Origin of the sequence: Desulfurobacterium atlanticum, assembly GCF_900188395.1 — a bacterium.
Lineage (GTDB): Bacteria > Aquificota > Aquificia > Desulfurobacteriales > Desulfurobacteriaceae > Desulfurobacterium_A > Desulfurobacterium_A atlanticum.
This window is the reverse complement of the sequence record NZ_FZOB01000006.1, coordinates 12,113-34,990: the sequence shown is the minus strand read 5'-3', so window position 1 is coordinate 34,990 and position 22,878 is coordinate 12,113. Positions and strand designations below refer to the sequence as shown.

The following is a 22,878-nucleotide window of genomic DNA, read 5'->3' as shown; positions in this document are numbered from 1 at the left end:
TCTCCTGCCTTCTTATTTTTAAACCTATCATGGAAAAACTTTTTGATTTAAAAGCTCATTTTGGTGATTTAAAAGCCGGATATTTTCTGGAAAGATTAAATCGATTTGTAGGTCTGTGCAGACTAAAAGATGGAAAGAAGATAACCTGCCATATTGCGGATACAGGGCGGTTAAAAGAAATTTTAACAGAAGGCAGGGAAATACTGTTAGCTTTGAATCCTAAAGGTTATAAAACCGATGCAAAACTTGTGGCTGCAAAAATGGAGGAAGGTTTTATCCTTCTTAATACATCTATCCATTCAAAAATAGCAGAAAACATTATAAAAAGTGGAGCTTTAGGCTTTGTTCCCTTAAAGCTTGAGAAAGAGGTTGCTTTTGGAAAAAGCAGAATAGACTTTCTACTTGACGGTGATCACTTTGTTGAAGTTAAAGGATGTAATCTTAAAGTTGGCGATAAAGGTCTTTTTCCAGATGCTCCAACAGTCAGAGGAAGAAAACATCTTCTTGAGCTTATTAATGCTGTAGAGAAAGGTTTTAAGGCAACTATATTGGTTATGGTAATGAGAGATGTGAGCTATTTTTCTCCGAATTTTGATACTGACCCTGATTTTTCAAAAACATTTTTAAAAGCACTTGAAGTTGGGGTTAACTTTAAAGCAGTAAAAGTAAGAATTAAGCATAATTACAACTTGGTTCTCTCTCATGAAGTGAAGCTTCAGATTTGATTTCTCTACTTTCTTGCTCTTTTTTATCAAGGTAATACCACCAGTATTTTTTAGGTGGTTTAGGAAATGTCATTTTTCTTAATCTGCTACACAACACCTTGGTGCTGTAAAAACTTGCTTTTTCTTTTAGTTCATTATCAAGTGTTGAGAGTTTTCTCATATAGGCATTGCTAATATTTCTGTTTTTCCTTATTTCCTCTTCTATTTTTGTCCTTATGTTAAAGAGAAGAGCCCACTCAAGGTAATTTTCTTCATCAATACCGTTAAGATACAATTCGTAAAAGAAGAGAAGATTGTCAAGTTTTCTGTTAAGGAGCTTTTTCATCCGCCGTCTCCTTAATGGATTTTGGCACTTGCTATTTAGTATCGGCAGAAGTTTTGGAAATTTTAGTAAATTTTATGTATAAGTCAATATCTGAAACTTTTTATATTTGAAAGTTTTTCTTAAAGGTTTTCTTCCAGTATTTTCCTTCCATTCTTTTTTTTCCACACTATTTTGCAATACCCTGCTCTACCTGATAACTCTTTATATTTTTCATATCTAAACGGCTCTTTCTTAAAAAAGTTTCTGTGGTAATCTTCCGCTTCATAGAAGTTTTCAAATGGTTTTATTTGGGTTGCTATAGGTTCGGTAAAGAGCTTACTTTCTTCAAGAATTTTTTTACTCTTTTCTGCTAACTTTTTTTGCTCTTCATTGTGATAGAAGATAACTGTTTGGTATTGGGGTCCTCTATCGGCAAACTGTCCGTTTTTATCTGTAGGATCTATACAACACCAGAAAGCTATAAGAAGTTCTCTATAGGAGATTTTTGTAGAATCATACTTTACTTTAACAGCTTCAACATGACCTGTTTCACCTGTTAAAACTTCCTCATAAGATGGATTTTTAACTGTTCCTCCTGCATAGCCGGGAATAACTTCTATAACTCCTTCCAATTTGGAAAATGTTTCTTCAAGACACCAGAAACAGCCACCTGCAAAAGTAGCTTCCTTTATCATACTCTTCTCCTTTAAGGGATATTAAATGGGAGTTTAAAGGGTCTTGAAATGGTAATCTTTCTATGTTTGCTGTAGTAGAAAGTTTCCAGAATAAAGCAGATGAGGAAAAGAGATATTGATACTAAAAATGTTTTCTTATTTGAAATGTATTGATATTTTAATATTTCAACTGCTACAAAAGTGATAACAATAAGGTTAAAGAAAATCAGTCCTTTGTTTCCGTCAACTTTTCCATTTTCGGTGAGTTTTAAATGTGAATAGATAACAAATATGTAAATTACTGTTGTTATAAGGCTTATCATTGAAGCAACAGAAGTTATATTAAAAAATAGGGCAAATAGCAAAGCAATAGAACATGTCAGGTAGAGTCCAAAATGTTCACTCATCCATTCCCTTTTTAACTGTTTCCTGGGAAACGGAATATACCCTTTTTTCATAAGGGCGTAAGCAGCATTTGCCCCGCTATAAAGTGTTGCATTAAGTGCTGATGAGATACTTATAAGAGCACCAATGCTTAAAAGAAAAAAACCTAATTTTCCAAGAGCCGGTTCAGCAGCAACAGCAAGGGCATTTTCCTGATATTTTACGAGCTTATCTACAGGTATGGCTCCAAGTGCTGACAGAGAGACAGAAACATATATAAAGAGAACAACAATAATACTTATAAAAATAGCTTTTGGCACGGTTTTTTCAGGACTTTCTATATTTTCACTTGCATTTGTTATAAGTCCAAATCCCATGTAGGAAAGGAAAAAGATAACAGAAGCGTTCAATATTCCTTTTATACCCTGTGGAGAAAAGTCAAAGTGGAGAAATTCTGGATTAAAAACGGTAAATCCAGCCACGATGAAAAGAAGAAGAATCAAGATTTTTATTAAAACTATCCAGAATTCAAGTTTTCCAACAGCTTCACTTCCTCCGAAAAAGTTTAAAGCTCCAAATAGGGAAATTATGAAAACTATAATGAATGTTTGAATTGATGGATTGTGTATATTTATAAACGGAAGAAGATAGCCTGCAAAACTTATTGCAAAAAGTGCTATAGATATTACATAGCTTATCCACATCAAAATGCTTAAGCTTCCTGTTATTGCTCCTCCTCCGATTGCTTTTTCTATGAAGGCAATTGGCCCTGCGTTTGAAACTATTTTTGTCCCGAGCTTTGCATAAGAATATCCGACCATAAGGGCATAGATACCGCTTAATATAAAAGCAAACGGTAAATCTGTTCCAGCAATTTTAACACCGACACCGAATATGGAAAATATGCTTGCTCCTATCATTGTTCCGACTGCAAGTGAAACTGCTTGAAGAAAGGTTAATTTTTTCTCTTTCATTTTCTCCTCATTTTTCTTTTTTACTAATTCTATCAGTTTCCAACTTTAAGTTTAAATTAACCAAATCTTTACAAAATAACTGCTACTTTTACTCTCAGGAATTTTAAAATTTTCTGGAGGTAAAGATGAAGGGGTTGAAGGATGTGTCAAGAAGAGGATTTTTAAGGATCCTCATGGCTGTTGTTGCGTGTGTTTTAGCTTTCCCGCCTTTAGTTGCTCAGGCTGCAGGGAAAACTGCAAAGTATGTTTTCTACTTTATCGGTGATGGGATGGCTTTTACTCAGAGAATGGCTGCCGAAAATTATAAGGGTGAAAAGCTTATGATGAATAAGCTTCCTGCTCAGGGAATGGCAACAACATACGCTGCCAACAGGTTTATTACAGGTTCAGCAGCAGCGGGGACAGCTCTTGCCTGTGGTCATAAAACAAATATAGGTGTTATAGGGCTTACTCCTGATGGAAAAAGACTTGAAACAATCGCAGAACTTGCTAAAAAGGATGGTAAAAAAATAGGAATTATAACTTCCACATCAATTGATCATGCTACTCCGGCAGCTTTTTATGCTCATGTTCCAAAAAGAAGCCACTACTACGATATAGCTATTCAGCTTGCAGAGAGTAACTTTGACTATTTTGCTGGTGGCGGTTTTAAGGATCCTAACAATAAAAAGAAAAACAGTAAGCATTATGTTGGAAATGCCATTGAGTATATTAAAAATCACGGATACAGAATAATCACTTCAAAAGAAGAGTTTGAAAATTTAAGGAAAGGAGATGAGAAAGTTGTTGTTATTAACCCAAGGCTCCAGCCAGGAAAGTCTCTTCCTTACACAATAGATCAGACAAAGCAGGATATAACTCTTGCTGAATTTCTCAAAAAGGGAATAGAACTGCTTGATAACCCGAATGGATTTTTCATAATGCTTGAAGGTGGAAAGATAGATTGGGCGTGTCATGCCAACGATGGAACAACCGCTATTCAGGATACTCTTGCCTTTGACGATGCTATAAAGGTGGCTTACGATTTTTATAGAAGACATCCTGATGAAACACTTATTGTTGTTACTGCTGATCATGAAACTGGCGGTCTTGCTCTTGGGTTTGCCGGCACAAAATACTCAACAAACTTTGCCGTTCTTCACGCTCAAGATATGTCATATCAAAGATTTACAGATGAAATAGTTAAAAAACTTAAAAGAAAAGGGAACGTTACTTTTGAAGATGTTAAACCTTTAATAACAAAGTATTTTGGTCTTAAATTTGAAGGTTTATCAACAGACCCTCTTGTTTTGAAGCCTTATGAAGTTGCTCAGCTTAAAGTTGCGTTTATGGACAGTATGAATAATGCAAAAGGAAAGAAAGATCCTTACAAGTATCTTCTCTATGGTGGTTATGAGCCTCTTACAGTAACAATTACACACATTCTTAACCATCATGCAGGTATGGGCTGGACATCCTATAAGCACACCGGTGTTCCTGTTCCAACATCAGCTGTAGGTGTTGGTGCTGAAATGTTTAACGGATTTTACGACAACACAGATATAGCTAAAAAGCTTATGAAAGCTATGGGTTATGCACCTGTTGTTCATTACGCTGAAAACGCTGCTTACACTTACGCTAACTAAGGGGATATTGATGGGTGGTTTCCTGAAACATAAAGATGCTGCTGTTACACTGCTGTTTCTGATTTTGAGTATAGGTCTATTCTTCTTTCCCAATGAGTTTGCAAATAGAATTGATAAGAATGCTGTAAGGTGTAAAGGAACCATACTGAAAGTGGATAACAGTGATGTAAGGCAGCACGGATTGATAAAAACGGGAAACCAGGATGTTGTTTTAAAGATAGAAGATGGTCCTTTTAAAGGGAAAGTTTTGAAAGCTGACAATCCTTTACTTGGAAGGCTTGATAGAGATAAACTTTTTAAACCGGGAGATGAAGCTTTTGTGATTTTGACGGTTAACAGCAAAGGAAAAATAATATTTGTTAATCCGCAGAGTTATTACAGGCTTGGAACAGAGTTTTTGCTTTTTGTTATGTTTGTGGCTGCGGTGCTGATATTTGGTGGATGGACAGGAGCAAGAGCGCTCCTGTCTTTTCTTTTTACGGCTCTTGTTATATGGAAAATTCTGATACCTTACACTTTAAAAGGTGTAAATCCTGTGTTTCTTTCTCTTGGAGTGGTTGCCGTTCTTACAACAGCAATTATCTTTCTTGTTGCCGGTATATCAAGAAGAGGAGTCGCAGCCTTTTTAGGTTCAATGCTGGGAATCTCTACAACCTGCGTTCTTGCTCTATTTTTTACATATAAAAGTCATATAAACGGTGCTGTTATGCCGTTTTCAGAAACGCTTCTTTATGCAGGATTTGGAAAACTTGATTTAACCCAGATTTTTATAGCTTCTATCTTTATTTCAGCTTCCGGAGCTGCTATGGATATAGCTATGGACATAGCAGCAAGTATAGATGAGATTGCAAACAGAAATCCTGACCTTTCAAGATTTCAGCTTATGGTTTCGGGAGTAAGAATAGGAAGGTATGTGGTTGGAACAATGGTTACAACGCTCCTTCTTGCCTACTGTGGTGGATATATGACCCTTCTTATGTATTTTATGGCAGAAGGTGTTCCAGTTGATACGATGCTTAACATAATTTTTGTTTCAGCGGAAGTTATTAAAACATTAACCGGAAGTTTTGGATTGATTCTTACTGCACCTTTTACTGCTTTTGTTGGAGCATATCTTCTTGGAAAGAGGAAAGTTCCCCAAACAGAATCTCTCCAGCCTTCTCAAGAACTCTAAGGTTATATCCGCCTTCAAGGGTTAAAAGTATTGGTATATTTTCTGTTTTTGCAATTTTGAAGACACTTTTAATTACAATTTCCGTTCCCTTATCAGAAACATTAAGACCTGTTAGGGGGTCAAGAGTATGGAAATCAAATCCTGCTGATATAAGTAAAATTTCTGGAGAAAAGCTATGGACAATTTCAGGTAAAGTTTCTGTGTATATAGGAATAAAAGTTTCATCTCCGCTTCCTGAAGGTAAAGGAATATTATGGATGTGAAAATTGTTTTCCTTTATACTTCCTGTTCCCGGGTAAAAAGGAAACTGGTGAGTTGAAAAATAGAATATTTGAGGATAGTTTTCTATCAGATGCTGGGTTCCGTTACCGTGATGGGCGTCAAAATCAACAATGAAAATTTTTTTAAAGCCAATTTTAAGAGCTTTTATAGCTGCCACAACAATGTTGTTGAAAAGGCAGAATCCCATGGCTCTATTAAACTCTGCGTGGTGTCCGGGAGGTCTTGCAGCACATAACACACTTTTCTCTCCTTCTTTTATCAGTTCTACTCCTTTTTCACACGCTCCTGCTGCAAAAACAGCAGCTTTAAAACTGTACTCATTGACATAGGTATCAGGGTCAAGATAATCAAATCCTGCCATTGAAGCACTTTTAACCTTGCTTATGTACCTTTTATCATGAATTTTCTCAAGGAGTTTCATATTTACAGGTTCTGACTCTAATACTTTCAGCGGAAATTGAGATACAGTTTTCATAAAGCTTTTAAGTCTTTCCGCATTTTCAGGATGGGATGGAAGGTTGTGCTTTAGAAATATGTCAGAGTATAATACTGTTGCCATCTTTTTTCCTTAAAAAGGTTTGCTTAATATATTAAAATATTTCTGGAGATTGCTAAATGGTATTTTCCTCTTTTCTTATAAGAAACAGGAAAGGCGCTCTTGCATCTGTTATTACTCAGGTTACAGGATTTTCTGGTAAAAAGGTAAAAAGATTGATTGATGAAGGAGTTGTATCTATTAACGGTGTGAAAGTCAGGAAGAGAAATTTTCCTCTTTCTTTTAAAGATTCTGTGGAGTTTTCTGTATCTGAATTCCTTTTTCAAAAAAACTTTGATATTGAAGTTCTTTATGAAGATGAAATTTTCCTTGTAGTTAATAAGCCTCCGTTTATTAACACAAACAATGATAAGCCTGACTTAGAAGGAATTTTAAGAAGAAAATATGGAAATATTTATGCTGTTCATAGGCTTGATAAACAGACTTCAGGTGCTGTTATTTTTGTTAAAGATAAAAAAGTTTTTTATGCTATGGTTGAAATTTTTAAAAGAAAAAAGATAACTAAAACTTACAAAGCAGTTATTTCAGGAAGATTTTTCTTAGAAAAAATGCTCTCTTTTAAGCTTGATGGAAGGGATGCAGTTTCTTTTATAAAACCTGTTGAGATTTTTGAAAATGCAACCCTTGTAGATGTCAGGATAGAAACAGGGAGAAAGCATCAGATAAGAAGACATCTTTCCATGCTGGGCTTTCCGGTGGCAGGAGAGTTTCTATACTGGAAAAAAACGTTCCCTTTTCTTTTAAGATTTGCTCCAAGAATTATGCTTCATTCTGAACACATTTCCTTTAAATCACCTGTTAATGGGAAAAGGATAGATATTAAAGCTCCAATTTTAGAAGATTTTAGAAGTTTCTTGAATGTGGTAAGGAGAGGCAGGGAAGTCCTACCTCTCAAGGAATATACTTAAATCAATATCAAGACCATGATTTCTTAGCTTTTTAAGAGCTTTTGACTCTATCTGCCTAATCCTTTCTCTTGTAACCTTGAAAGCTCTTCCAACCTGTTCAAGGGTGTGTTCAGGATGGCCATCAAGTCCAAAGCGAAGTTTTAAAACATCCGCTTCCCTTTCGTTTAACACTGCAAGAAGTTGGGAAACTTTTTCTTTAAGGTCATTTTTAATAATTATATCTTCAGGTATTGGACTTTTAACATCTTCAATAAAACTTCCCAGTGTGCTGTCTTCATCATCTCCTATAGGCGTCTCAAGGGATACAGGTTCCTGGGAAATCTGCATTATTGCCCTTACTTTACTTACAGGCATTTTCAATCTTTCTGCTATCTCTTCAGGTTTAGGATCTCTTCCCATTTCAAGGAACATCTGACGGGAAACTTTTATAAGCTTATTAATTGTTTCTATCATATGAACGGGTATTCTTATTGTTCTTGCCTGGTCAGCTATTGCTCTTGTTATTGCCTGTCTTATCCACCATGTAGCATAAGTACTGAATTTGTATCCTCTTCTGTATTCAAACTTGTCAACAGCTTTCATAAGCCCTATGTTGCCTTCCTGAATAAGGTCAAGGAACTGAAGTCCTCTGTTTATATACTTTTTCGCTATACTTACAACAAGTCTTAAGTTTGAACGCACAAGAATTTGCTTTGCTTCCTGGGAATCTTTTTTATAGTAATAAACTTTCTCAGCTATTTCGTAAAAGGTTCTTTTAGGCATTCCTATTTCTTGGGACAGTTTTGTATATCTTTCTTTGTAGTGGAGGTATTTATTAACAAACTTTTTAATTTCCCGTGTTGTGTATTTGGAGTTATCTATCTTTTCCTGAATTTCTGGATTATCAAACATTTTTGGAAGTTTCTCTATAGGAGTTCCGAGAAAGGAAAGCTTACCGCTTAATTTCTGAATGTTTTTTTCACATTTTTTCAGCTCTCTCATTTTACAGTAAAGATCTTCAGCCATTGAATCGTATATGGAAAATGAAAGTGGAAGCTGTCTTAGTAAAATATTTATATTGGCCCATACCCTAAGAAGTTCTTTTTTATTCTTTTTATTTCTCGGTCTTTTCTGGTATGTTGCATATCTTTTTTCAAATTCAGGCAGAATTTCCTTTATCTGGCTCACTATTGCAAAAAACTTTTTTCTCCTTTCAGCTTCTCCACCTTCTGCGAAATCATCAGGAGAACGCAATATGTCCCTTACTTTTAATCTGTCGTTTCTAATCTCTTCATCTGCATAAAGAATAAAATCAAGAACTTTACGAGTTTTAAGCAGATACCTTATAAGTGCTTTTCTTCCAAGTTCTACTCTCTTTGCAAGGGTTATTTCTTCATGTCTTTTAAGGAGAGGAATTCCGCCCATTTCTCTAAGATAAAGCCTTATCGGATCATCAGAACGGGGCATGGTGTCCGGGGAAATTGTTATCTGAAGTTTGGAAAGGTCTATTGCTTCGGCACCCTCTTTTGGTATAATGTCTATATCGTATTCGTCAAGCTGCGTCATGAGTTCTTCCAATAGTTCGGGGGTGAGAGCTTCTTCGTCTATGTGTTCTATAAGTTCATCAAAGGTTACATAGCCCTTCTCTCGCCCCAGGGCTATAAGTTCTTCAAAGTGACCTTTTTCCAAGGCTGCACCTCCTTAAGGTTTAATTGATACATGAAAGTATATCCTCTATTCCCCCAACCTCTTTGTTTGAAAGATTTATTGACATAAGCTTAAGTTTTTTCTTAATGTTAAACTCTTTAACATTTCTTAGTTTCCTCTCAATTTCCTTTTTTAAAACTCTACAAAGTGCGGCTTTAATCTCATCTTCTGTGAATTCAGTTAAAGAGAGTTCTGCAAGGATTCCGCCAAGCTCTGGATACTCTTTCTCAAGTTCAATAGGATTTGGTGGTTTCTCGCTGTGTTTTAAAAGTATGTAAAGTTTTCTGCATTCATCGGAAATAAAAAGGTTTGGAGAGATTTCTACTTTAGAAGGAATTTTTCTTTCAAGTAGTCCTTTTATAAAAGCTTTTTCATATTCTGGAGTTGGAAGTTTTGAAGAAGTTGTTTCTTTAGTAAAACTTCTATTTGCAGTTTTTATTAGAGATTTAAGCCATTTAATATCACTGTCTGTTTCCACAGAAAGCTCTGAAAGGAATCTTCTCAATTTAAAAGGATCTACAGTATCAAAATAGGAAAATATGGAAACAACCTGTTTTATGGTATCTGTTTTCTCTTCTAAAGAAGAAGTTTTTGCAAGCTTTATCAGATATTTAGAGAGGGGTAGCGCTTGAGAAATTATTTCGTCTAACAGTTTTTTGTTTCTGGATAAGGAGTCTGGGTCTTCTCCTTCAGGAGGTCTTGCAATAAACGGTTCAACACCAAGTTTAGCGAAAATTTCAGCAGCTCTAAGGGTTGCTCTTTCTCCAGCACTGTCTCCGTCAAAAAAGAGAACAATTTTTTTTGCATATCTTTTTAAAGTTTTTGCGTGATTTTCTGTTAGGGATGTTCCCATTGGTGCTACAGCTTTTTCTATCCCTGCCTGAAACAGTGAAATTACGTCAAAATAACCTTCAACAACTATCACTTCTTTATCTTTTAGAATGTTTTCTTTTGCCTGATAGAATCCGTAAAGTATGTTTCCTTTATGAAAAATATCGTTCTCAGGGCTGTTTATGTATTTGGGAGTTTGATTTTTTCTTAAGGCTCTTGCACCGAATGCTACAATTTTTCCTGTATGGTTAAAAATAGGGATTATCAGTCTGTTCGCAAAAAACGGCTTTCCTTTTTCGGTTACTAAATTAAGTTTTTTAAGGATTTCTCTATCTTTTTTAAGATCTTTAAGGTAGGTTTCAGGTGCGTATCCAAGCAAGAATCGTTTGATTGTCGTGTTTTCTAAATTTCTATTTAAAAGATAATCTTTTATTTTTTCTACTTTGGAGTGAAAATATTTAGCTACTTCGTAAGCGGTCTCATACAGTATATCTGTTTCTTCATCTATTTCTGAAAATTCTGATGGAAACTCAATTCCTGTTATCTCGCATAGCCTTTTTACAGCTTCATAAAAAGAAAGATTTTCATATTTTTCAATAAAGGTTATAGCTGTGCCACCAACTCCGCATCCAAAACATTTGAAAATCTGCTTTTCAGGACTGACAACAAAGGAAGGAGTTTTTTCAGGGTGAAAAGGACAGAGAGCTGAGTAGTTTCTTCCAACCTGTTTCAAAGTTAAATATTGAGATATAACATCTACTATGTCAACTCTTGAAAGCAGGTCTTCAATAAATGAAAGGGGAATTTTTTTTCTCCCCAATTATATCACCTCTTTCTGAAGTAGTAAACAACTCACAAGTAAAATTATTCTTATTCAGGGATAAGTCAAGATAGAACAGGGGGAAGAAATCCCCCTTGAATTTTATTCGTGCATAAAAAGAAAATAATCTGTAGCTGTTGATGGGACATCTTCAGCTCTAACAGGCCCAACTTTCTTGGGTTTAACCCCTGGAGGTGGTGGTGTTCTCAAAGCTTCTTTTCTTGCTTCGATAACTTTTTCTGCCGTTATGTTTCTTGGAATGGCAAACACCTGATTTGGATAGATAAGATGTGGATTTTTAATTTGATCTCTGTTTGCTTTGTAAATTAAGGGCCACTGCCATGGGTCGTTGTAGATGTAGCTCTTTGAAGCTATCCCCCACAGAGTATCTCCTTTAACCACTCTGTAGCTTTTTGGCAAAGCCATAAAAGCTCTTCTTAGTTTTTCAACTTTGCTTTCGGCTTTCTTAAGTTTTGCCTTTAATGCGGCTATCTTTGCTTCAAGCTGTTTTCTATACTCAATCTCCTTTTTCAGTTCGGCTACTTCTTGAGAAAGAAGATTATATCTTCTGAGAAGATCTGCCTCTTTCGCTTTAAGCATTGCAAGTTCTTGTTCCTCTTTCTCAAGCTGAGCTTTAAGTTTGTTATATTCTTCAAGAGCTTTTTGGTATTTTTCTTCAAGTTCAGCATAAGTATTTGCTGTAACTTTCTCATTTTCTACATTCATTGGTGCTTTGTTCTCAATTTTTGTAGTGTTTTCGGCAACGCAAGTTGTATAGTTAGAAATATTACTTGGACAAGAAGTAGCAGCAATAGATGTTGATACAGAAGCTCCGATAACAAAAGCTGTTAATATTCCTGTTAACTTTCTCATTGTTCACCCCCTACCTGGGCTTGTAACTGTTGCAGTTCTTGTTCAAGCTCCTCTCTTGAAGGCATTGATTGAAGTTCTTCCTGAAGTCTTGCTTTTTCACTTTCAAGAATTGCTATCTGGTTTTCAAGATAGGTGATTCTCTCCTGTGTTGCTTTCTTTTCACTTTCAACTTTTGCAAGTTTTTCTTTCAGTGTGTCAATTTCATCAAGGAGGTTTTTATACTTTTTTTCCAACATTGCAGTTTCTTCTTGTTGCTGTGGTGTAACTTTAACTTCTTTCTTTGTTCCGCAGGAAGCAGTTATCAGAATGGGAACTGCCAGAAGGCTCAAAGCCAATTTTCTTCTCATCATACCCTCCATGGTAATGGATAATCTTACATTTATATCCTACTTTTTAAAATTTTTGATGTCAAGCTTTATAAAACAGCAAATTAAGGTAAATTTGTTAATTTTTTGTTAGGAAATTTAATATTTCCACAGTTTTAATTCTATTTTTCTAAAAATTTTTCTGACTGTTTCTGTAAAATGCTTAAGGTCTTCTTCTGTAGTGAAAAATTCATAACTATCGTTTCTTTTTACAACTAACCTAACGATATTTTTCTTTTGAGGTTTTATCTCAAGCGGTGGGAAAAATCCGGCTTTTATAAGCTTAATGGTAACGCCTATCCATGTTAAAGATTTTTTTATCTCTTTTTCATATTCTTTTGCAGTAAACTCCTCAATTCCTCTGTCGCTTTCTGGATGAAATTTTGGAATACTTACAAAACTAAATTTTATGTTGGGGAGTTTGTTTATTGTTTTAAAAACGTCTCCGTTATTAAAAAGGGCTAAGCCGTAAAGTATAATCTGAAATGATTTTTTGTTTCCAGGTAGATACTCTCTATTTTTAACGTTTCCCCGTTTAAAATCAACAATTTTCACTTTTTCTCTATCACTTGAGATTTCAAGCCAGTCTATCCTTCCTGAAAATGTGAAATTTTTAAATTTTATTTTTATCGGTTTTTCCTGTTCAACAATTTCAAGTTCTGGTTTGAATTGCTTTATAAATTTCAGTGCGTTTTCCTTTATAAAAGGTTTTATGTAAAAGATTACTTCATCTTCATATTTTTCGGTTATTTCGCTGAAAACTTCTTCAAAAATATCTTCTGCTTTTTTCTTATTAAAATATGCTCTATTTATAAATTGGTGATAAATTTCTCCTTCTATGATTTCTGTTGTTTTTGAAAAGGTGCAGTTAAGAAGTTTTGAGAAAAGAAAGTCTGCTGGACAGTCCATATAGCTTAAAATATCTGTAACCGAAATTTCTTGAGGGAGAAATTTTCTGATAAATTCAGGTTTAAATATAAAGTTGTAACTTTTTTCTCCCTGTAATTTCTTCAACCATCCATCAACTCCAAGTTCCAGAAGGTTTTCAGGTCTCTTTTCTCTCCTGTAAACCTTTAAAATACCTTCAGATTTTTTTGTTATAAGGCTTTTTTCCATCTTATTCACTTTGGATACTTTTTCAACGATAGAAACAAAGATGGACTCTCCTTTTGTTTTATCGTAGAAGAAATGGATAGATTCTGGATGGTGTGCTATGGAGTTAAAAAAAGTTTGAAATTCATACATTATTAACTTTTCTCTTCCAGGTAGAGCTTCAAGAAGAGGATTGGATATGTTGAGAAGGTTGTTTATTTCTTCTCTTTCCCTGTATGAAAAATCGGGGTCAAAAGGAAAAGCTCTCGGATATGTTCCGTTTGAGATATCAAAAAAGATTATATGTTCTGCTCCAGTTTCAGGTATCGCTTCAGGTGAGCCAATGAAAACTCCCAGTGGTTCGGTTTCTTTTATAAGATATGTTCTGTTTTCTGTAAGAAGAGAAAAGAATTTTACAAATTCTATAGGATTGTAAGAGTTGCTTTCTATAAATCCTTTTACTGAAAGATTGTCTATCTCTTTTTGTAAAATCTCTATTTCTTCAATAATACTCTCTTCATCGGTATGAGAGATAACAAAATTTTTTAATTTTCTACACCAGTCAGGCAAAGAGTAGCTTTCAGTTTCTTTTTCAATTTCCCTTAAAAACTTTTTAACCACAGGATGAGCAGTTACAGGAACACCTTCATACTGAAGGTGGAAAGGAATTTTATAAATTTTAAAATAATGGTAGAAAAGCAGTTCCTTTCCCTGTATATCTCTGCCTATTACTGCGATTTTTTCAGGTGGTATTCCTTTATTGAGCAATGCTTTGACAGTTAAAGCTACTTTTTTTATTCCTTCACTTTCTCCAAGGTAAGAATTTACCGTTATATCAGAACCGGAAACGATCTCTTCTGGAACCATTGAAAGCGTATTTGCAAGTAGAGATGGTTCAACTTTTATGACTTCCCAGTTTTTAACGAGTTTAAGATTTTCTTTGTTTAATTTTGTAAAGATGGAAGTGTTGGGCTTATAGGTAAATACGGTAATTGGAATATTTAGAGAGTTAAGAAATTCAATTTCAAGCGGGAGTATCTGTGGTAGAAAAAAAAGGACTATTTTTTCATGTTCAGGTTTTATGCCTTTTGCCATTTCAAAAAGGGAAAAAATGTCAAACATTTCAGATTTTAAAACGTTGTTATTGTAAATATCAAGGAGTTTTGCCGCTTCTTTTATTTTCTTTTTTAATCTTGGATTTACACGTTCTGCTACTTTATACAGTTTCTCAGGTTGAATATTGTGTTCTTTAAATTCTCGTATTCTGTTATCTGCAAGTTTTACATAGCTTGGTGAGTTCCATAAAGGATGTTTCATATCTTTTAAACTTTTTCTGACAATAAATAACCTTTCCTGGTCTGTCATTATTGTGGGATTTTGAAATCTACTTGAAAGCAGGTTTAAGGCAAGTTCTTGAAGTGTGCCTGCGTGTTTTCCGATAATCGGCTTCTTTCTTTTTTTACAGATTTCAAGAAGAAGCCGTGAGGGGGAGTTTCTCACGGCTATAAAAACATTTTCGGTTTTAAGTTTTTCTACTAAAAAATCAGAGACTTCTTTATATTTCATTTAGTTTTTTCCAAGATAGTATTTTGCTACCTGGTTTTCAGGGTCAAGGATTAAGACATCTGATAAAACGGCATAAGCTTCCTTCTTTTTATTCTGTGATAAAAGGTCAAGGGCAAGTTCGGTCAGGAAAGGAACATTTGAAGGATAAAGTGTAAGCATTTTTCTTGAGACCTCTTCTGCAAGTTTTCCTTTTCCTTCGTTTCTAAGTGCAACAGCAAGGCGTAGGTTTCCGTAAAAGTTGTAAAAGTCGCTTTTTAAAACTTTATACATCAGATTTTCTACATCTTTCCATCTTTTTTGTGCCATGTAGGGAAGAGAAAGACCAAGTTTTGGTTCAACTGCGTAAGGAGCAGCTTTGATGGCTTTTTTGTAATGCTCTTCCGAATTTTTATACTTACCTAAAAGGTAGTATAACCATCCCAGTCTCAGATTAACCGTATATCCGTTGGGATAGGCTTCATAAACCGGCATTAGAGCTCTTATGGCATCTTTATAATCCTTCTGTTTCTCGTAAAGAAATGACTTATGATAAGCATTTTTTATCTCTTTGTAGGTGATTGCTCTTGCATAGGTGGAAAAAGCAAGGTTTAAAACTACTAAAAACACAGCCAATCCTTTTAGATATTTTCTCATTATTTAATGCCTCCCTGATATAATTTTTAAACATTATATAATTTACTTGAAATTACGGTTAAAGGGAAGTTCTAAAATGGTAAAGATGTTCTTTCTTATATTAACCGGTGCATGTTTATTTTCTGGATGTTCTGTAAAGAAAGTTGAGGAAAATAAAAGTGGTTATATTTTACTTCCTGGTTATTTTTATCCTACCGAAGATGCCTGGAAATACGTGTTTTCAGCTCCTTCTGATGTTTTAAAGATTGTGGTTGTTAATCCCTGCGGGGGACCTTTAGATTGTGATGGAAACCTTGATTACAAGTATAAGGAATTTATTAAGGCTTTAGATGATAATGGCAAGCTTCCTGTAGGTTACGTTTATACAGATTATGGAAATAGAGACATTTTAGAAGTTGAAAATGATATAGATATCTGGATAGAAGAATACCCTGAGATAAAAGGTTTTTTTATAGATGAAGTAACAAGAACAGAAGATAATGTAGCTTATTATAAAGAGCTTGTGGCTTACATAAATGAGTGGAGCGAAATTACAGGAAACTCCTATTTTATAGTTTTAAATCCTGGCACAAATCCTGATGATGTTTATTTTTCTATTGCCGATCTTGTTGTTATTTTTGAACACGATTTTAGTTCATTTAAAAGCGACAGTTGCTACTCTTCCTATCCTGAGAAAAGTGTGTGTATAGTTTACGATGCAAATGAAACCGAAATGGAAGAAGTTTTTTCATCTTCCAATGTTGCATACTATTATATAACTGATGATACTTTACCATTCCCTTACGATTCTCTTCCATCGTATCTTGATAAAGAAATTGAATTTCTTAGATAGGAGGTTTTATGGAGTATCTAAAAGAGTGGGATAAAAAGTATGTGTGGCATCCTTTTACTCAGATGGCAGAATATGTAAAGCATGAACCGATAGTTATAGAAAGGGGAGAAGGTTGCTGGCTTTATGATACTGATGGAAAAAGGTATCTTGATGCTGTAAGCTCAATCTGGTGTAATGTTCACGGTCACAATGTAAAAGAGCTCAACGATGCTTTAATTTCACAGATTAATAAAATTGCTCATTCAACACTGCTTGGGCTTACAAATGTGCCTGCTGTTAAACTTGCAAAAAAACTTGTGGATATAACTCCAGAAGGTTTGAATCACGTCTTTTACTCTGATAACGGTTCTACAGCAATGGAAGTTGCCTTAAAAATGGCTTATCAATATTGGCAACTTAAAGGAGAGAAAAAAAGAACGAAATTTATAAAACTCGGAGATGCATATCACGGTGATACTATAGGTTCTGTCAGTATCGGCGGTATTGATCTTTTTCACTTAATGTATAAGGAGCTTATGTTTGAAACTTTTAAGGTTCCTTCTCCTTTTCCTTATAGATTTGAAGGAACTCAAGAAGAGTGTAAAGATTACTCCCTTTCTATGATGGAAAGTATTTTGAAAGAAAAGGGAGATGAGATTGCTGCTGTTATTATGGAACCTATTGTTCAAGGAGCTGCAGGAATTATTGTTCATCCTGAAGGGTTTTTAAAAGGTGTAAGGGAGCTTTGTGATAAATATGGTGTTCTTTTAATTTGTGATGAAGTAGCTACAGGTTTTGGAAAAACGGGAAAGATGTTTGCCTGTGAGCTTGAAAATGTTGTTCCTGATATTATGGCGGTTTCTAAAGGATTAACTGCAGGATATATGCCGCTTTCAGCCACTTTAACCACAGATGAAGTTTATCAGGCTTTCTGGGGAGGAGATTACGGTAGCAATAAAACTTTCTTTCACGGGCATACGTTTACCGGAAATCCACTTGGATGTGCAGTTGCATTAAAAAACATAGAGCTTTTTGAAAAAAAGAACTGGCCGGAAAGTTTAAGTTCCAAAATAGAGTTTCTTCACAAAATGCTTGATGAAGAGATAAAAGAGCTTCCCAATGTAGGTGATATAAGGAAAAAAGGTTTTATGGTCGGAATAGAGCTTGTGAAAGATAAAAGAACGAAAGAGCCTTTTTCATGGAAGGAAGATGTTGGTAGAAGAATTTCTCGTAGAATTGTTGAAAAAGGGGTGTTTACAAGACCGCTTGGTCCTGTGCTTGTAATGATGCCGCCTCTGGCAATTTCTGAAGAAGAGATAGAACTTATGGTTAAAACCTATAAAGAGGCTATTTTGGAAGAGTTTGGCACCTGATTAATAGGTGTCAACTCCTTCTCTTCCTGTTGGTTTATTGATGAACAATATATTGGACAGAATATCCATATCACTTTTCCCTATTTTAACTTTGTCGTGAGCTGATTTTAACGGGTATGGATAACCATTAACTATTGTATGAGTTAGATAATCCATAACACATTCAGGGTCTATAGCAGTTTCTATTTTATAGACAAAGTTTTCAAATTTTACATAAAAGATTTTTATTCTGTAATCTCTAAAACTCTCTTCAAAAATTTTTGGAAAACTGTACTTAACTTCTGGCGTTATTTGTTTTTCAACAGGCTCGCTGTATCCTGGAGGAAGGTTAAAATGCTGAAATATAAAAATATCGGGCATTATTGAATCAAACTTATATATTCTGGAAGAGGAGCGTTTTGATATCGCAACCAGTTTTTCAAAATAATTCTTCATCAGTTTTTCAAGGGAGAGTAGATACTCAAGATACTCAAGGTAGCCGGCTATTAATGGAAAAAATTCTTTTGGGAATTTCTCAATAATTTTGTTTTCAAGCTGTTTGGAATTTATTTCATTTTCTGAAAAAATTTCTATAAGTTCTGGGAACAATTCATCTTCCACTTTTTTTCTTAAATCTTTCTCAAGATAGCTGGAAAAAACAACAGGTCTTATAATATCTCCCACCAGTGAACCATCAAGAAGAAGTATTTCAGGTTTTCTCTCTTTTCCTATCTTGATAAGCTCCTTTATTTCAAGAATCCCCATATAGATTCTAAGTCTTGTTTCTGAATACTCTTGAGGTTTAAGAGTACCTACATCAACATTGTAATTTTCCCAGTCATTACTTTCCTTTCCATTTTTGTCAAAAAAAACAGAAACAGCTCCAACGGCATAAAGGATAAATCCAAGAAAATCCTTTTTGTTCAAACTTCCATCAACTGCTCCTATAGAAACCACTTTGTTTTTTGGTAAATAGTTGTTCCATAGGTTTTTTACAGCTTCTTCAAGGTAAAAAATATCGTCTTTTCTGTAAGTTAAATGAGAAGTGCTTTTACTAACCGCTTTTTCAATGAGTTTCGCTTTTATAGACACCTTTCCATCCTACACTATTTTGATATATGGAATATATTTTAAGCTAACTTTGAAGAAAGAGGTAATACTTTATGGGTAAAAATAGCAGGTACGGATTTTTTGCAGTTTTAATAATTTTACTAATAGTTTTGTCTCCCTTTATTATAGATTCTTCAGCAAATATTGATGTTAAGTTGAATTCAAATTTTAAAGATAGTGGGAAAGATAAAGTTGAAGTTGAAACTGAAAATGAAACGTCATACAGGTTTTTCCTATCAAAACTACAAGGGGATTTTCTATATCAGTTTAAACTTTTTAAAAAGGCTGAAGAAGAAGATGGTAGATACGTTTACAGAGATTTAAACGGAACTGAAATCGTTTTCACTGTAAAACCTGAACTTCAAAACAGTATAAAAAGAGAATTTAAAAGATATAAATTGAAGTATGGAGCTTTTGTAGCCATTGAACCATCAACAGGAAAAGTCCTTGCGGCAGTTAGCAGTATTGACTATCCAGATTTAACTGTAAAAAATGGATTTGTTGCAGCGTCAACCTTTAAAATAGTTACTGCGGCAGCAGCTCTTGAAAAAGGGATAAGTCCTTCAAAGAAAATTGTAACACGGGGGCATGATGATTCATGTTCTCCAGAAGTGTGGTTTAACAGCAGGTATATAATTTATAGAAATATGTTTCATTCATTTGCATACTCTTCAAATCCGTATTTTGGCGTTCTTGGAAGGCTGATTGGAGAAGATACACTTTTTAAATATGCTCACGCTTTTGGTTTTAACAGAGAAGATTACAATTTCCCGTGGGGAATTATAAGGAAACCGCTTGATGATTATGATCTTGCTTTAATAGCTGCTGGACTTGGAGAAGTGAGAGTTAGTCCTTTTCACGAAGCTTTGATATCCGCTACAATAGAAAACGGCGGTATTATGGTTATGCCTTCTCTTATAGAAGAGGTTAAATATAAAGGAAAAATTATTTATAAAAACGATAAGCCGGTTATCATAGGAAGAGTTATTAAAGAAAAAACAGCAAAGATTATCAAAGAGATGATGATAAACACCGTGAAATTTGGTACGGCTTCGGGAAAGAAATTTTTTAGAAGATTGCGCAGGTATTCCTTTTTAACAGTTGGAGGGAAAACAGGAACCCTTTCTCAGCTTAATTATCCTGAAGGAAGGTGTGAGTGGTTTACAGGGTTTGTAGAAAATGGGGATAGAAAAATTGCCATCTCATCTGTTGCTGTAAATGAGGCAAGGTATTACATTACAGGTTATGATCTTTCTGCTCTAGCTGTTTTAACCATGATAAGAGAAAAATATCTATTCGCTCAAAGATAATATTTAACCTTATTATTACTAAATTTGAATTTAATGAGAAATCTAATGAAAATTGTTCTTAAATAATGCTATTTTTTGATACAATTTATTTGTAACTTGTAGATTTTGTATTGGAGACTAAATTTGAGAAGAGGATTTTCCCTTTCAGTAAAACTCCTTCCGGCCATTATCTTTTCTATAATTGCCGTGTCATATTTTATATTTGTTAAATCTGAATTCAATTTTGAGAGGGAAGAGGAGAAAATTTTCAGGAAAGAGGCACAGTCTTACATAGCTGGAGTAACGAATAACACAAAGACATGGCTTTTATCTCAGGCTTTAATGATCTCTCATGATAAAACAGTTCAAGAAGCCTACATTGAAAATACCCCCTTTAGAATAAAAGAAGAGTTTGAATTTTTCTGGAAAACACTTCATAATAAATTTAAAATTGAAGAGATGCATTTTTTTAAATATCCGTATATTAATTTTTTCTCTTTTTCTTCTATATCCACAAAACCACTTGTTCTTTCGCATAGAGAAGATATTGAATTTATTCAATCTGCATTTACTCCAGACGCTTATTTTTTCATATGTAAAAGATATCCAGGATTAAGAGCTTCATATCCAATATCTTACAATGGAAAACTTTTAGGTGCAGTTTCTTTTGGAATTTCCATTGAAACATTTAGAAATTATCTGGCAAAGCCTGAAAATAGAGAGAAAGTTTTTTACCTTCTTAGCAGAAATATATTAGAAAAAAATCTTGATAAAGATAGTTTTTCTTTTTGGATTTCACGAGCAACACATAAAGATAAAAACTTTTATTATTTTCATATAAAGGAAAGTTTTTCTAAAAATCAGCTAAATAAAGGTTTTTTAAGAGATAAAAATAAATTTGTCTATTTTTATCCTATGAAGGATTTCAAAGGGAAAGTGTTGGGCTACATAGGTATTTCTAAGGATTACTCTTATTTATTTAATTTCATTTATAGAATTGGGATTATTTTTGTAGGAGCCTCCGTTCTTGTCATCATTTTAGTTTTTCTCGTGTGTGTTGGAGAAGTAAGGTATCTTGAAAATCAAAAAAATACGGTTTTAAACTTGCTTGATATGATGAAAAGGCGGGATTTTTCTTCAGTAGAAAAATTTTGTAGCTCTTATCGAGCTACAGGAGATATTTTTGACGATATTGTTTCAAAAATAGATTTTATAAACAAAGAAATGAAAACATATCTTCAAATGGTTTATAGTAAGCTTAAAACGGCATCTCAAAAAGCACTTACCGATGCACTTACAGAAGCATTTAACAGACACGCACTTGAAAATGTAGAAAAATCGTTTAAAGATAGACACTATTCTGCACTTATGATAGACATTGATCATTTTAAGGCTATTAATGACAAGTACGGTCATGAAGCAGGGGATAGAGTTTTGAAAGAACTTGTAAGGAAATTAAGAGATAAAATAAGGGACAACGACAAGATTTTTAGATATGGCGGGGAGGAATTTGTTGTTTTGTTGCCAGAAACCTCTAAAGAAAATGCAAAGAAACTTGCAGAGAGAATTAGAAAACATATTGAAGAAACAGAAGTTGAAATAGGTGAAGGGAAGAAGATAAAAGTAACTGTAAGTATTGGTGTTGCTGAAAGAAAGGAGGGAGAAACTATTGAAGATGCAATAAAACGAGCTGATGAAGCGATGTATCGGGCTAAAAAGGCCGGAAGAAACAGGGTTTCAGATTAATTTGTTCAGTGTATCTGTGAGATTTATTATATCCTCTTCTGTATGCCCTGCAGATAGAGTTATTCTAAGACGTGAAGTTTTCTCAGGAACGGTGGGAGGTCTTATTGCAGGTATTATAAATCCGCTTTTGAAAAGTTTTTCTGAAATATCAAGAGCTTTTTGAGAGTCTCCAACCACCACCGGGAAGATTGCAGTTTTACTTTTGAATCCTGTGAGCTTCTGGAAAAGCTCTATATTTTTTTTCAGCTTCTCCATCCTTTCTGGAATCAGTTTCAGATTATAAAGAGTAGCACAGGCTATGTGAGGCGGTAGTGCAGTTGTGAATATAAAACTACGTGCTTTATTTATGAAAAATTTTCTTAGTGTTTCAGTTGAAGCTACAAATGCTCCAAATGTGCCTAAAGCTTTTCCAAGTGTTCCCATAATTACAGTATTTTCAGCTGGTGTGATGTTAAATATCTCAAAAGATGAATAACCTATTACACCGGTAGCGTGGGCGTCATCAACAACAAAATAGGTGTCGTATTTTAAAGAAAGTTCAAAAAGTTCATCAAGAGGAGCAATATCTCCGTCCATGCTAAATACTGAGTCTGTTACTATACACGCTGATTTAAATCTCTTTCTTTCTCTTTCAAGGAGAGTTTTAAGATTTTCTGTATTATTGTGCTCATAGACAAATATTTTTGCTTTTGAAAGTTTGCATCCATCTATTATGCTTGCGTGATTTAGCTTATCACTGAAAATAACATCATCTTTTCCCATAATAGATGATAAAATTCCGATGTTTGCCATATATCCAGTAGAAAAAAGAAGTGCTGCTTCTGTTTTTTTAAGTTTTGCAAGTTCTTTTTCAAGCACCTCGTGAATTTGAAAGTTTCCAGTTATAAGTCTTGATGCACCCGCACCTGTTCCCCAGTTTTTCAAACACTTAATATGTTCATTTGCAACGGTTTTATCAAAAGCAAGATTAAGGTAATCGTTAGATGAGAAGTTCACAAACCATTTCCCTCCAATCTTAACTCTGACTCCGTCAACTTCTTCAATTGTCTTTAATTTTCGGTATAAGTTGTTTTTTTTAAGTTCTTCCAAAACTATCTC

20 protein-coding genes are annotated in these 22,878 nt (G+C 34.3%); 8 read left to right on the top strand and 12 right to left on the bottom strand.

Annotation, left to right across the window (positions count from 1 at the left end):
• Window positions 1-29 precede the first annotated feature (29 nt).
• Window positions 30-725, top strand: a complete 696-nt coding sequence (sfsA, locus tag CHB58_RS05290) for a DNA/RNA nuclease SfsA (protein WP_089323069.1) — start codon at window positions 30-32, stop codon at window positions 723-725.
• Here the strand turns inward: sfsA and CHB58_RS05285 are convergent.
• From CHB58_RS05285 to CHB58_RS05275, 3 genes are all read right to left on the bottom strand, one after another.
• The gene (locus CHB58_RS05285; protein ID WP_089323068.1) at window positions 673-1,050 is read right to left on the bottom strand and encodes a hypothetical protein; all 378 of its coding nucleotides are present in this window, start codon (window positions 1,048-1,050) and stop codon (window positions 673-675) included. The genes sfsA and CHB58_RS05285 overlap by 53 nt on opposite strands.
• A 119-nt stretch (window positions 1,051-1,169) precedes the next feature.
• Window positions 1,170-1,724 (bottom strand): peptide-methionine (S)-S-oxide reductase MsrA, encoded by a 555-nt coding sequence (gene msrA / locus CHB58_RS05280; RefSeq protein WP_089323067.1) that lies wholly within the window; start codon window positions 1,722-1,724, stop codon window positions 1,170-1,172.
• Window positions 1,725-1,735: 11 nt separating this feature from the next.
• Entirely contained in the window at window positions 1,736-3,061 is a 1,326-nt protein-coding gene (locus tag CHB58_RS05275) for an APC family permease (RefSeq protein ID WP_089323066.1), read from the bottom strand.
• A gap of 125 nt (window positions 3,062-3,186) precedes the next feature.
• Between CHB58_RS05275 and CHB58_RS05270 the strand changes: the two genes are divergently transcribed.
• Together CHB58_RS05270 and CHB58_RS05265 are read left to right on the top strand one after the other, a co-directional pair.
• Window positions 3,187-4,686 (top strand): alkaline phosphatase, encoded by a 1,500-nt coding sequence (locus tag CHB58_RS05270; RefSeq protein ID WP_089323065.1) that lies wholly within the window; start codon window positions 3,187-3,189, stop codon window positions 4,684-4,686.
• 10 nt (window positions 4,687-4,696) lie between these two features.
• Entirely contained in the window at window positions 4,697-5,860 is a 1,164-nt protein-coding gene (locus tag CHB58_RS05265; RefSeq protein WP_089323064.1) for a YibE/F family protein, read from the top strand.
• Here CHB58_RS05265 and CHB58_RS05260 read toward each other — a convergent pair.
• Window positions 5,778-6,701: a histone deacetylase family protein gene (locus CHB58_RS05260; protein ID WP_089323063.1), complete on the bottom strand. Its 924-nt coding sequence runs from the start codon at window positions 6,699-6,701 to the stop codon at window positions 5,778-5,780. The two genes, CHB58_RS05265 and CHB58_RS05260, sit on opposite strands and share 83 nt — an antisense overlap.
• 56 nt (window positions 6,702-6,757) lie before the next feature.
• Between CHB58_RS05260 and CHB58_RS05255 the strand changes: the two genes are divergently transcribed.
• Entirely contained in the window at window positions 6,758-7,606 is an 849-nt protein-coding gene (locus CHB58_RS05255) for an RluA family pseudouridine synthase (RefSeq protein WP_089323062.1), read from the top strand.
• On the opposite strand, the gene rpoD is transcribed toward CHB58_RS05255, so the two are convergent.
• The 6 genes from rpoD to CHB58_RS05225 all read right to left on the bottom strand — a co-directional run bounded on the left by rpoD (window position 7,583) and on the right by CHB58_RS05225 (window position 15,472).
• Window positions 7,583-9,274: an RNA polymerase sigma factor RpoD gene (gene rpoD, locus CHB58_RS09215; protein ID WP_089323061.1), complete on the bottom strand. Its 1,692-nt coding sequence runs from the start codon at window positions 9,272-9,274 to the stop codon at window positions 7,583-7,585. The genes CHB58_RS05255 and rpoD overlap by 24 nt on opposite strands.
• A gap of 19 nt (window positions 9,275-9,293) precedes the next feature.
• On the bottom strand, window positions 9,294-10,943 hold the full coding sequence (gene dnaG / locus CHB58_RS05245) for a DNA primase (protein ID WP_089323060.1): 1,650 nt from the start codon (window positions 10,941-10,943) through the stop codon (window positions 9,294-9,296).
• Window positions 10,944-11,045: 102 nt separating this feature from the next.
• Window positions 11,046-11,816: a LysM peptidoglycan-binding domain-containing protein gene (locus tag CHB58_RS05240; protein ID WP_245807342.1), complete on the bottom strand. Its 771-nt coding sequence runs from the start codon at window positions 11,814-11,816 to the stop codon at window positions 11,046-11,048.
• On the bottom strand, window positions 11,813-12,163 hold the full coding sequence (locus CHB58_RS05235) for a hypothetical protein (RefSeq protein WP_089323059.1): 351 nt from the start codon (window positions 12,161-12,163) through the stop codon (window positions 11,813-11,815). Before CHB58_RS05235 ends, CHB58_RS05240 begins: the two co-directional genes overlap by 4 nt.
• Before the next feature lie 117 nt (window positions 12,164-12,280).
• Window positions 12,281-14,839 (bottom strand): PD-(D/E)XK nuclease family protein, encoded by a 2,559-nt coding sequence (locus tag CHB58_RS05230; protein ID WP_089323058.1) that lies wholly within the window; start codon window positions 14,837-14,839, stop codon window positions 12,281-12,283.
• Complete coding sequence (locus CHB58_RS05225; protein ID WP_089323057.1) at window positions 14,840-15,472, bottom strand: tetratricopeptide repeat protein; 633 nt, start codon at window positions 15,470-15,472, stop codon at window positions 14,840-14,842.
• A 76-nt stretch (window positions 15,473-15,548) separates the two neighbouring features.
• On the opposite strand from CHB58_RS05225, the gene CHB58_RS05220 reads away from it, so the two are divergent.
• Window positions 15,549-16,304: a spherulation-specific family 4 protein gene (locus CHB58_RS05220; protein WP_089323056.1), complete on the top strand. Its 756-nt coding sequence runs from the start codon at window positions 15,549-15,551 to the stop codon at window positions 16,302-16,304.
• An 8-nt stretch (window positions 16,305-16,312) separates the two neighbouring features.
• On the top strand, window positions 16,313-17,656 hold the full coding sequence (bioA, locus tag CHB58_RS05215) for an adenosylmethionine--8-amino-7-oxononanoate transaminase (RefSeq protein WP_089323055.1): 1,344 nt from the start codon (window positions 16,313-16,315) through the stop codon (window positions 17,654-17,656).
• Here the strand turns inward: bioA and CHB58_RS05210 are convergent, their stop codons facing one another.
• On the bottom strand, window positions 17,657-18,727 hold the full coding sequence (locus tag CHB58_RS05210; protein WP_089323054.1) for a DNA double-strand break repair nuclease NurA: 1,071 nt from the start codon (window positions 18,725-18,727) through the stop codon (window positions 17,657-17,659). It lies immediately after the preceding gene.
• A gap of 71 nt (window positions 18,728-18,798) precedes the next feature.
• Here CHB58_RS05210 and CHB58_RS05205 point away from each other — a divergent pair, with 71 nt between their 5' ends.
• Both CHB58_RS05205 and CHB58_RS05200 read left to right on the top strand, forming a co-directional pair.
• The gene (locus CHB58_RS05205) at window positions 18,799-20,055 is read left to right on the top strand and encodes a penicillin-binding transpeptidase domain-containing protein (RefSeq protein WP_089323053.1); all 1,257 of its coding nucleotides are present in this window, start codon (window positions 18,799-18,801) and stop codon (window positions 20,053-20,055) included.
• A gap of 123 nt (window positions 20,056-20,178) precedes the next feature.
• Complete coding sequence (locus CHB58_RS05200; RefSeq protein WP_089323052.1) at window positions 20,179-21,780, top strand: GGDEF domain-containing protein; 1,602 nt, start codon at window positions 20,179-20,181, stop codon at window positions 21,778-21,780.
• Here CHB58_RS05200 and bioF read toward each other — a convergent pair.
• Window positions 21,772-22,869 carry an 8-amino-7-oxononanoate synthase gene (gene bioF / locus CHB58_RS05195; RefSeq protein ID WP_245807341.1) on the bottom strand — a complete coding sequence of 366 codons (1,098 nt, stop codon included), beginning with the start codon at window positions 22,867-22,869 and terminating at the stop codon, window positions 21,772-21,774. The two genes, CHB58_RS05200 and bioF, sit on opposite strands and share 9 nt — an antisense overlap.
• Window positions 22,870-22,878 lie beyond the last annotated feature (9 nt).

Bases quoted from the DNA above. Each gene is read 5' to 3' on its own strand.
- sfsA (WP_089323069.1), top strand. From the start codon at position 30: ATGGAAAAACTTTTTGATTTAAAAGCTCATTTTGGTGATTTAAAAGCC.
- CHB58_RS05285 (WP_089323068.1), bottom strand. From the start codon at position 1,050: ATGAAAAAGCTCCTTAACAGAAAACTTGACAATCTTCTCTTCTTTTAC.
- msrA (WP_089323067.1), bottom strand. From the start codon at position 1,724: ATGATAAAGGAAGCTACTTTTGCAGGTGGCTGTTTCTGGTGTCTTGAA.
- CHB58_RS05275 (WP_089323066.1), bottom strand. From the start codon at position 3,061: ATGAAAGAGAAAAAATTAACCTTTCTTCAAGCAGTTTCACTTGCAGTC.
- CHB58_RS05270 (WP_089323065.1), top strand. From the start codon at position 3,187: ATGAAGGGGTTGAAGGATGTGTCAAGAAGAGGATTTTTAAGGATCCTC.
- CHB58_RS05265 (WP_089323064.1), top strand. From the start codon at position 4,697: ATGGGTGGTTTCCTGAAACATAAAGATGCTGCTGTTACACTGCTGTTT.
- CHB58_RS05260 (WP_089323063.1), bottom strand. From the start codon at position 6,701: ATGGCAACAGTATTATACTCTGACATATTTCTAAAGCACAACCTTCCA.
- CHB58_RS05255 (WP_089323062.1), top strand. From the start codon at position 6,758: ATGGTATTTTCCTCTTTTCTTATAAGAAACAGGAAAGGCGCTCTTGCA.
- CHB58_RS05240 (WP_245807342.1), bottom strand. From the start codon at position 11,816: ATGAGAAAGTTAACAGGAATATTAACAGCTTTTGTTATCGGAGCTTCT.
- CHB58_RS05235 (WP_089323059.1), bottom strand. From the start codon at position 12,163: ATGAGAAGAAAATTGGCTTTGAGCCTTCTGGCAGTTCCCATTCTGATA.
- CHB58_RS05230 (WP_089323058.1), bottom strand. From the start codon at position 14,839: ATGAAATATAAAGAAGTCTCTGATTTTTTAGTAGAAAAACTTAAAACC.
- CHB58_RS05225 (WP_089323057.1), bottom strand. From the start codon at position 15,472: ATGAGAAAATATCTAAAAGGATTGGCTGTGTTTTTAGTAGTTTTAAAC.
- CHB58_RS05220 (WP_089323056.1), top strand. From the start codon at position 15,549: ATGGTAAAGATGTTCTTTCTTATATTAACCGGTGCATGTTTATTTTCT.
- bioA (WP_089323055.1), top strand. From the start codon at position 16,313: ATGGAGTATCTAAAAGAGTGGGATAAAAAGTATGTGTGGCATCCTTTT.
- CHB58_RS05205 (WP_089323053.1), top strand. From the start codon at position 18,799: ATGGGTAAAAATAGCAGGTACGGATTTTTTGCAGTTTTAATAATTTTA.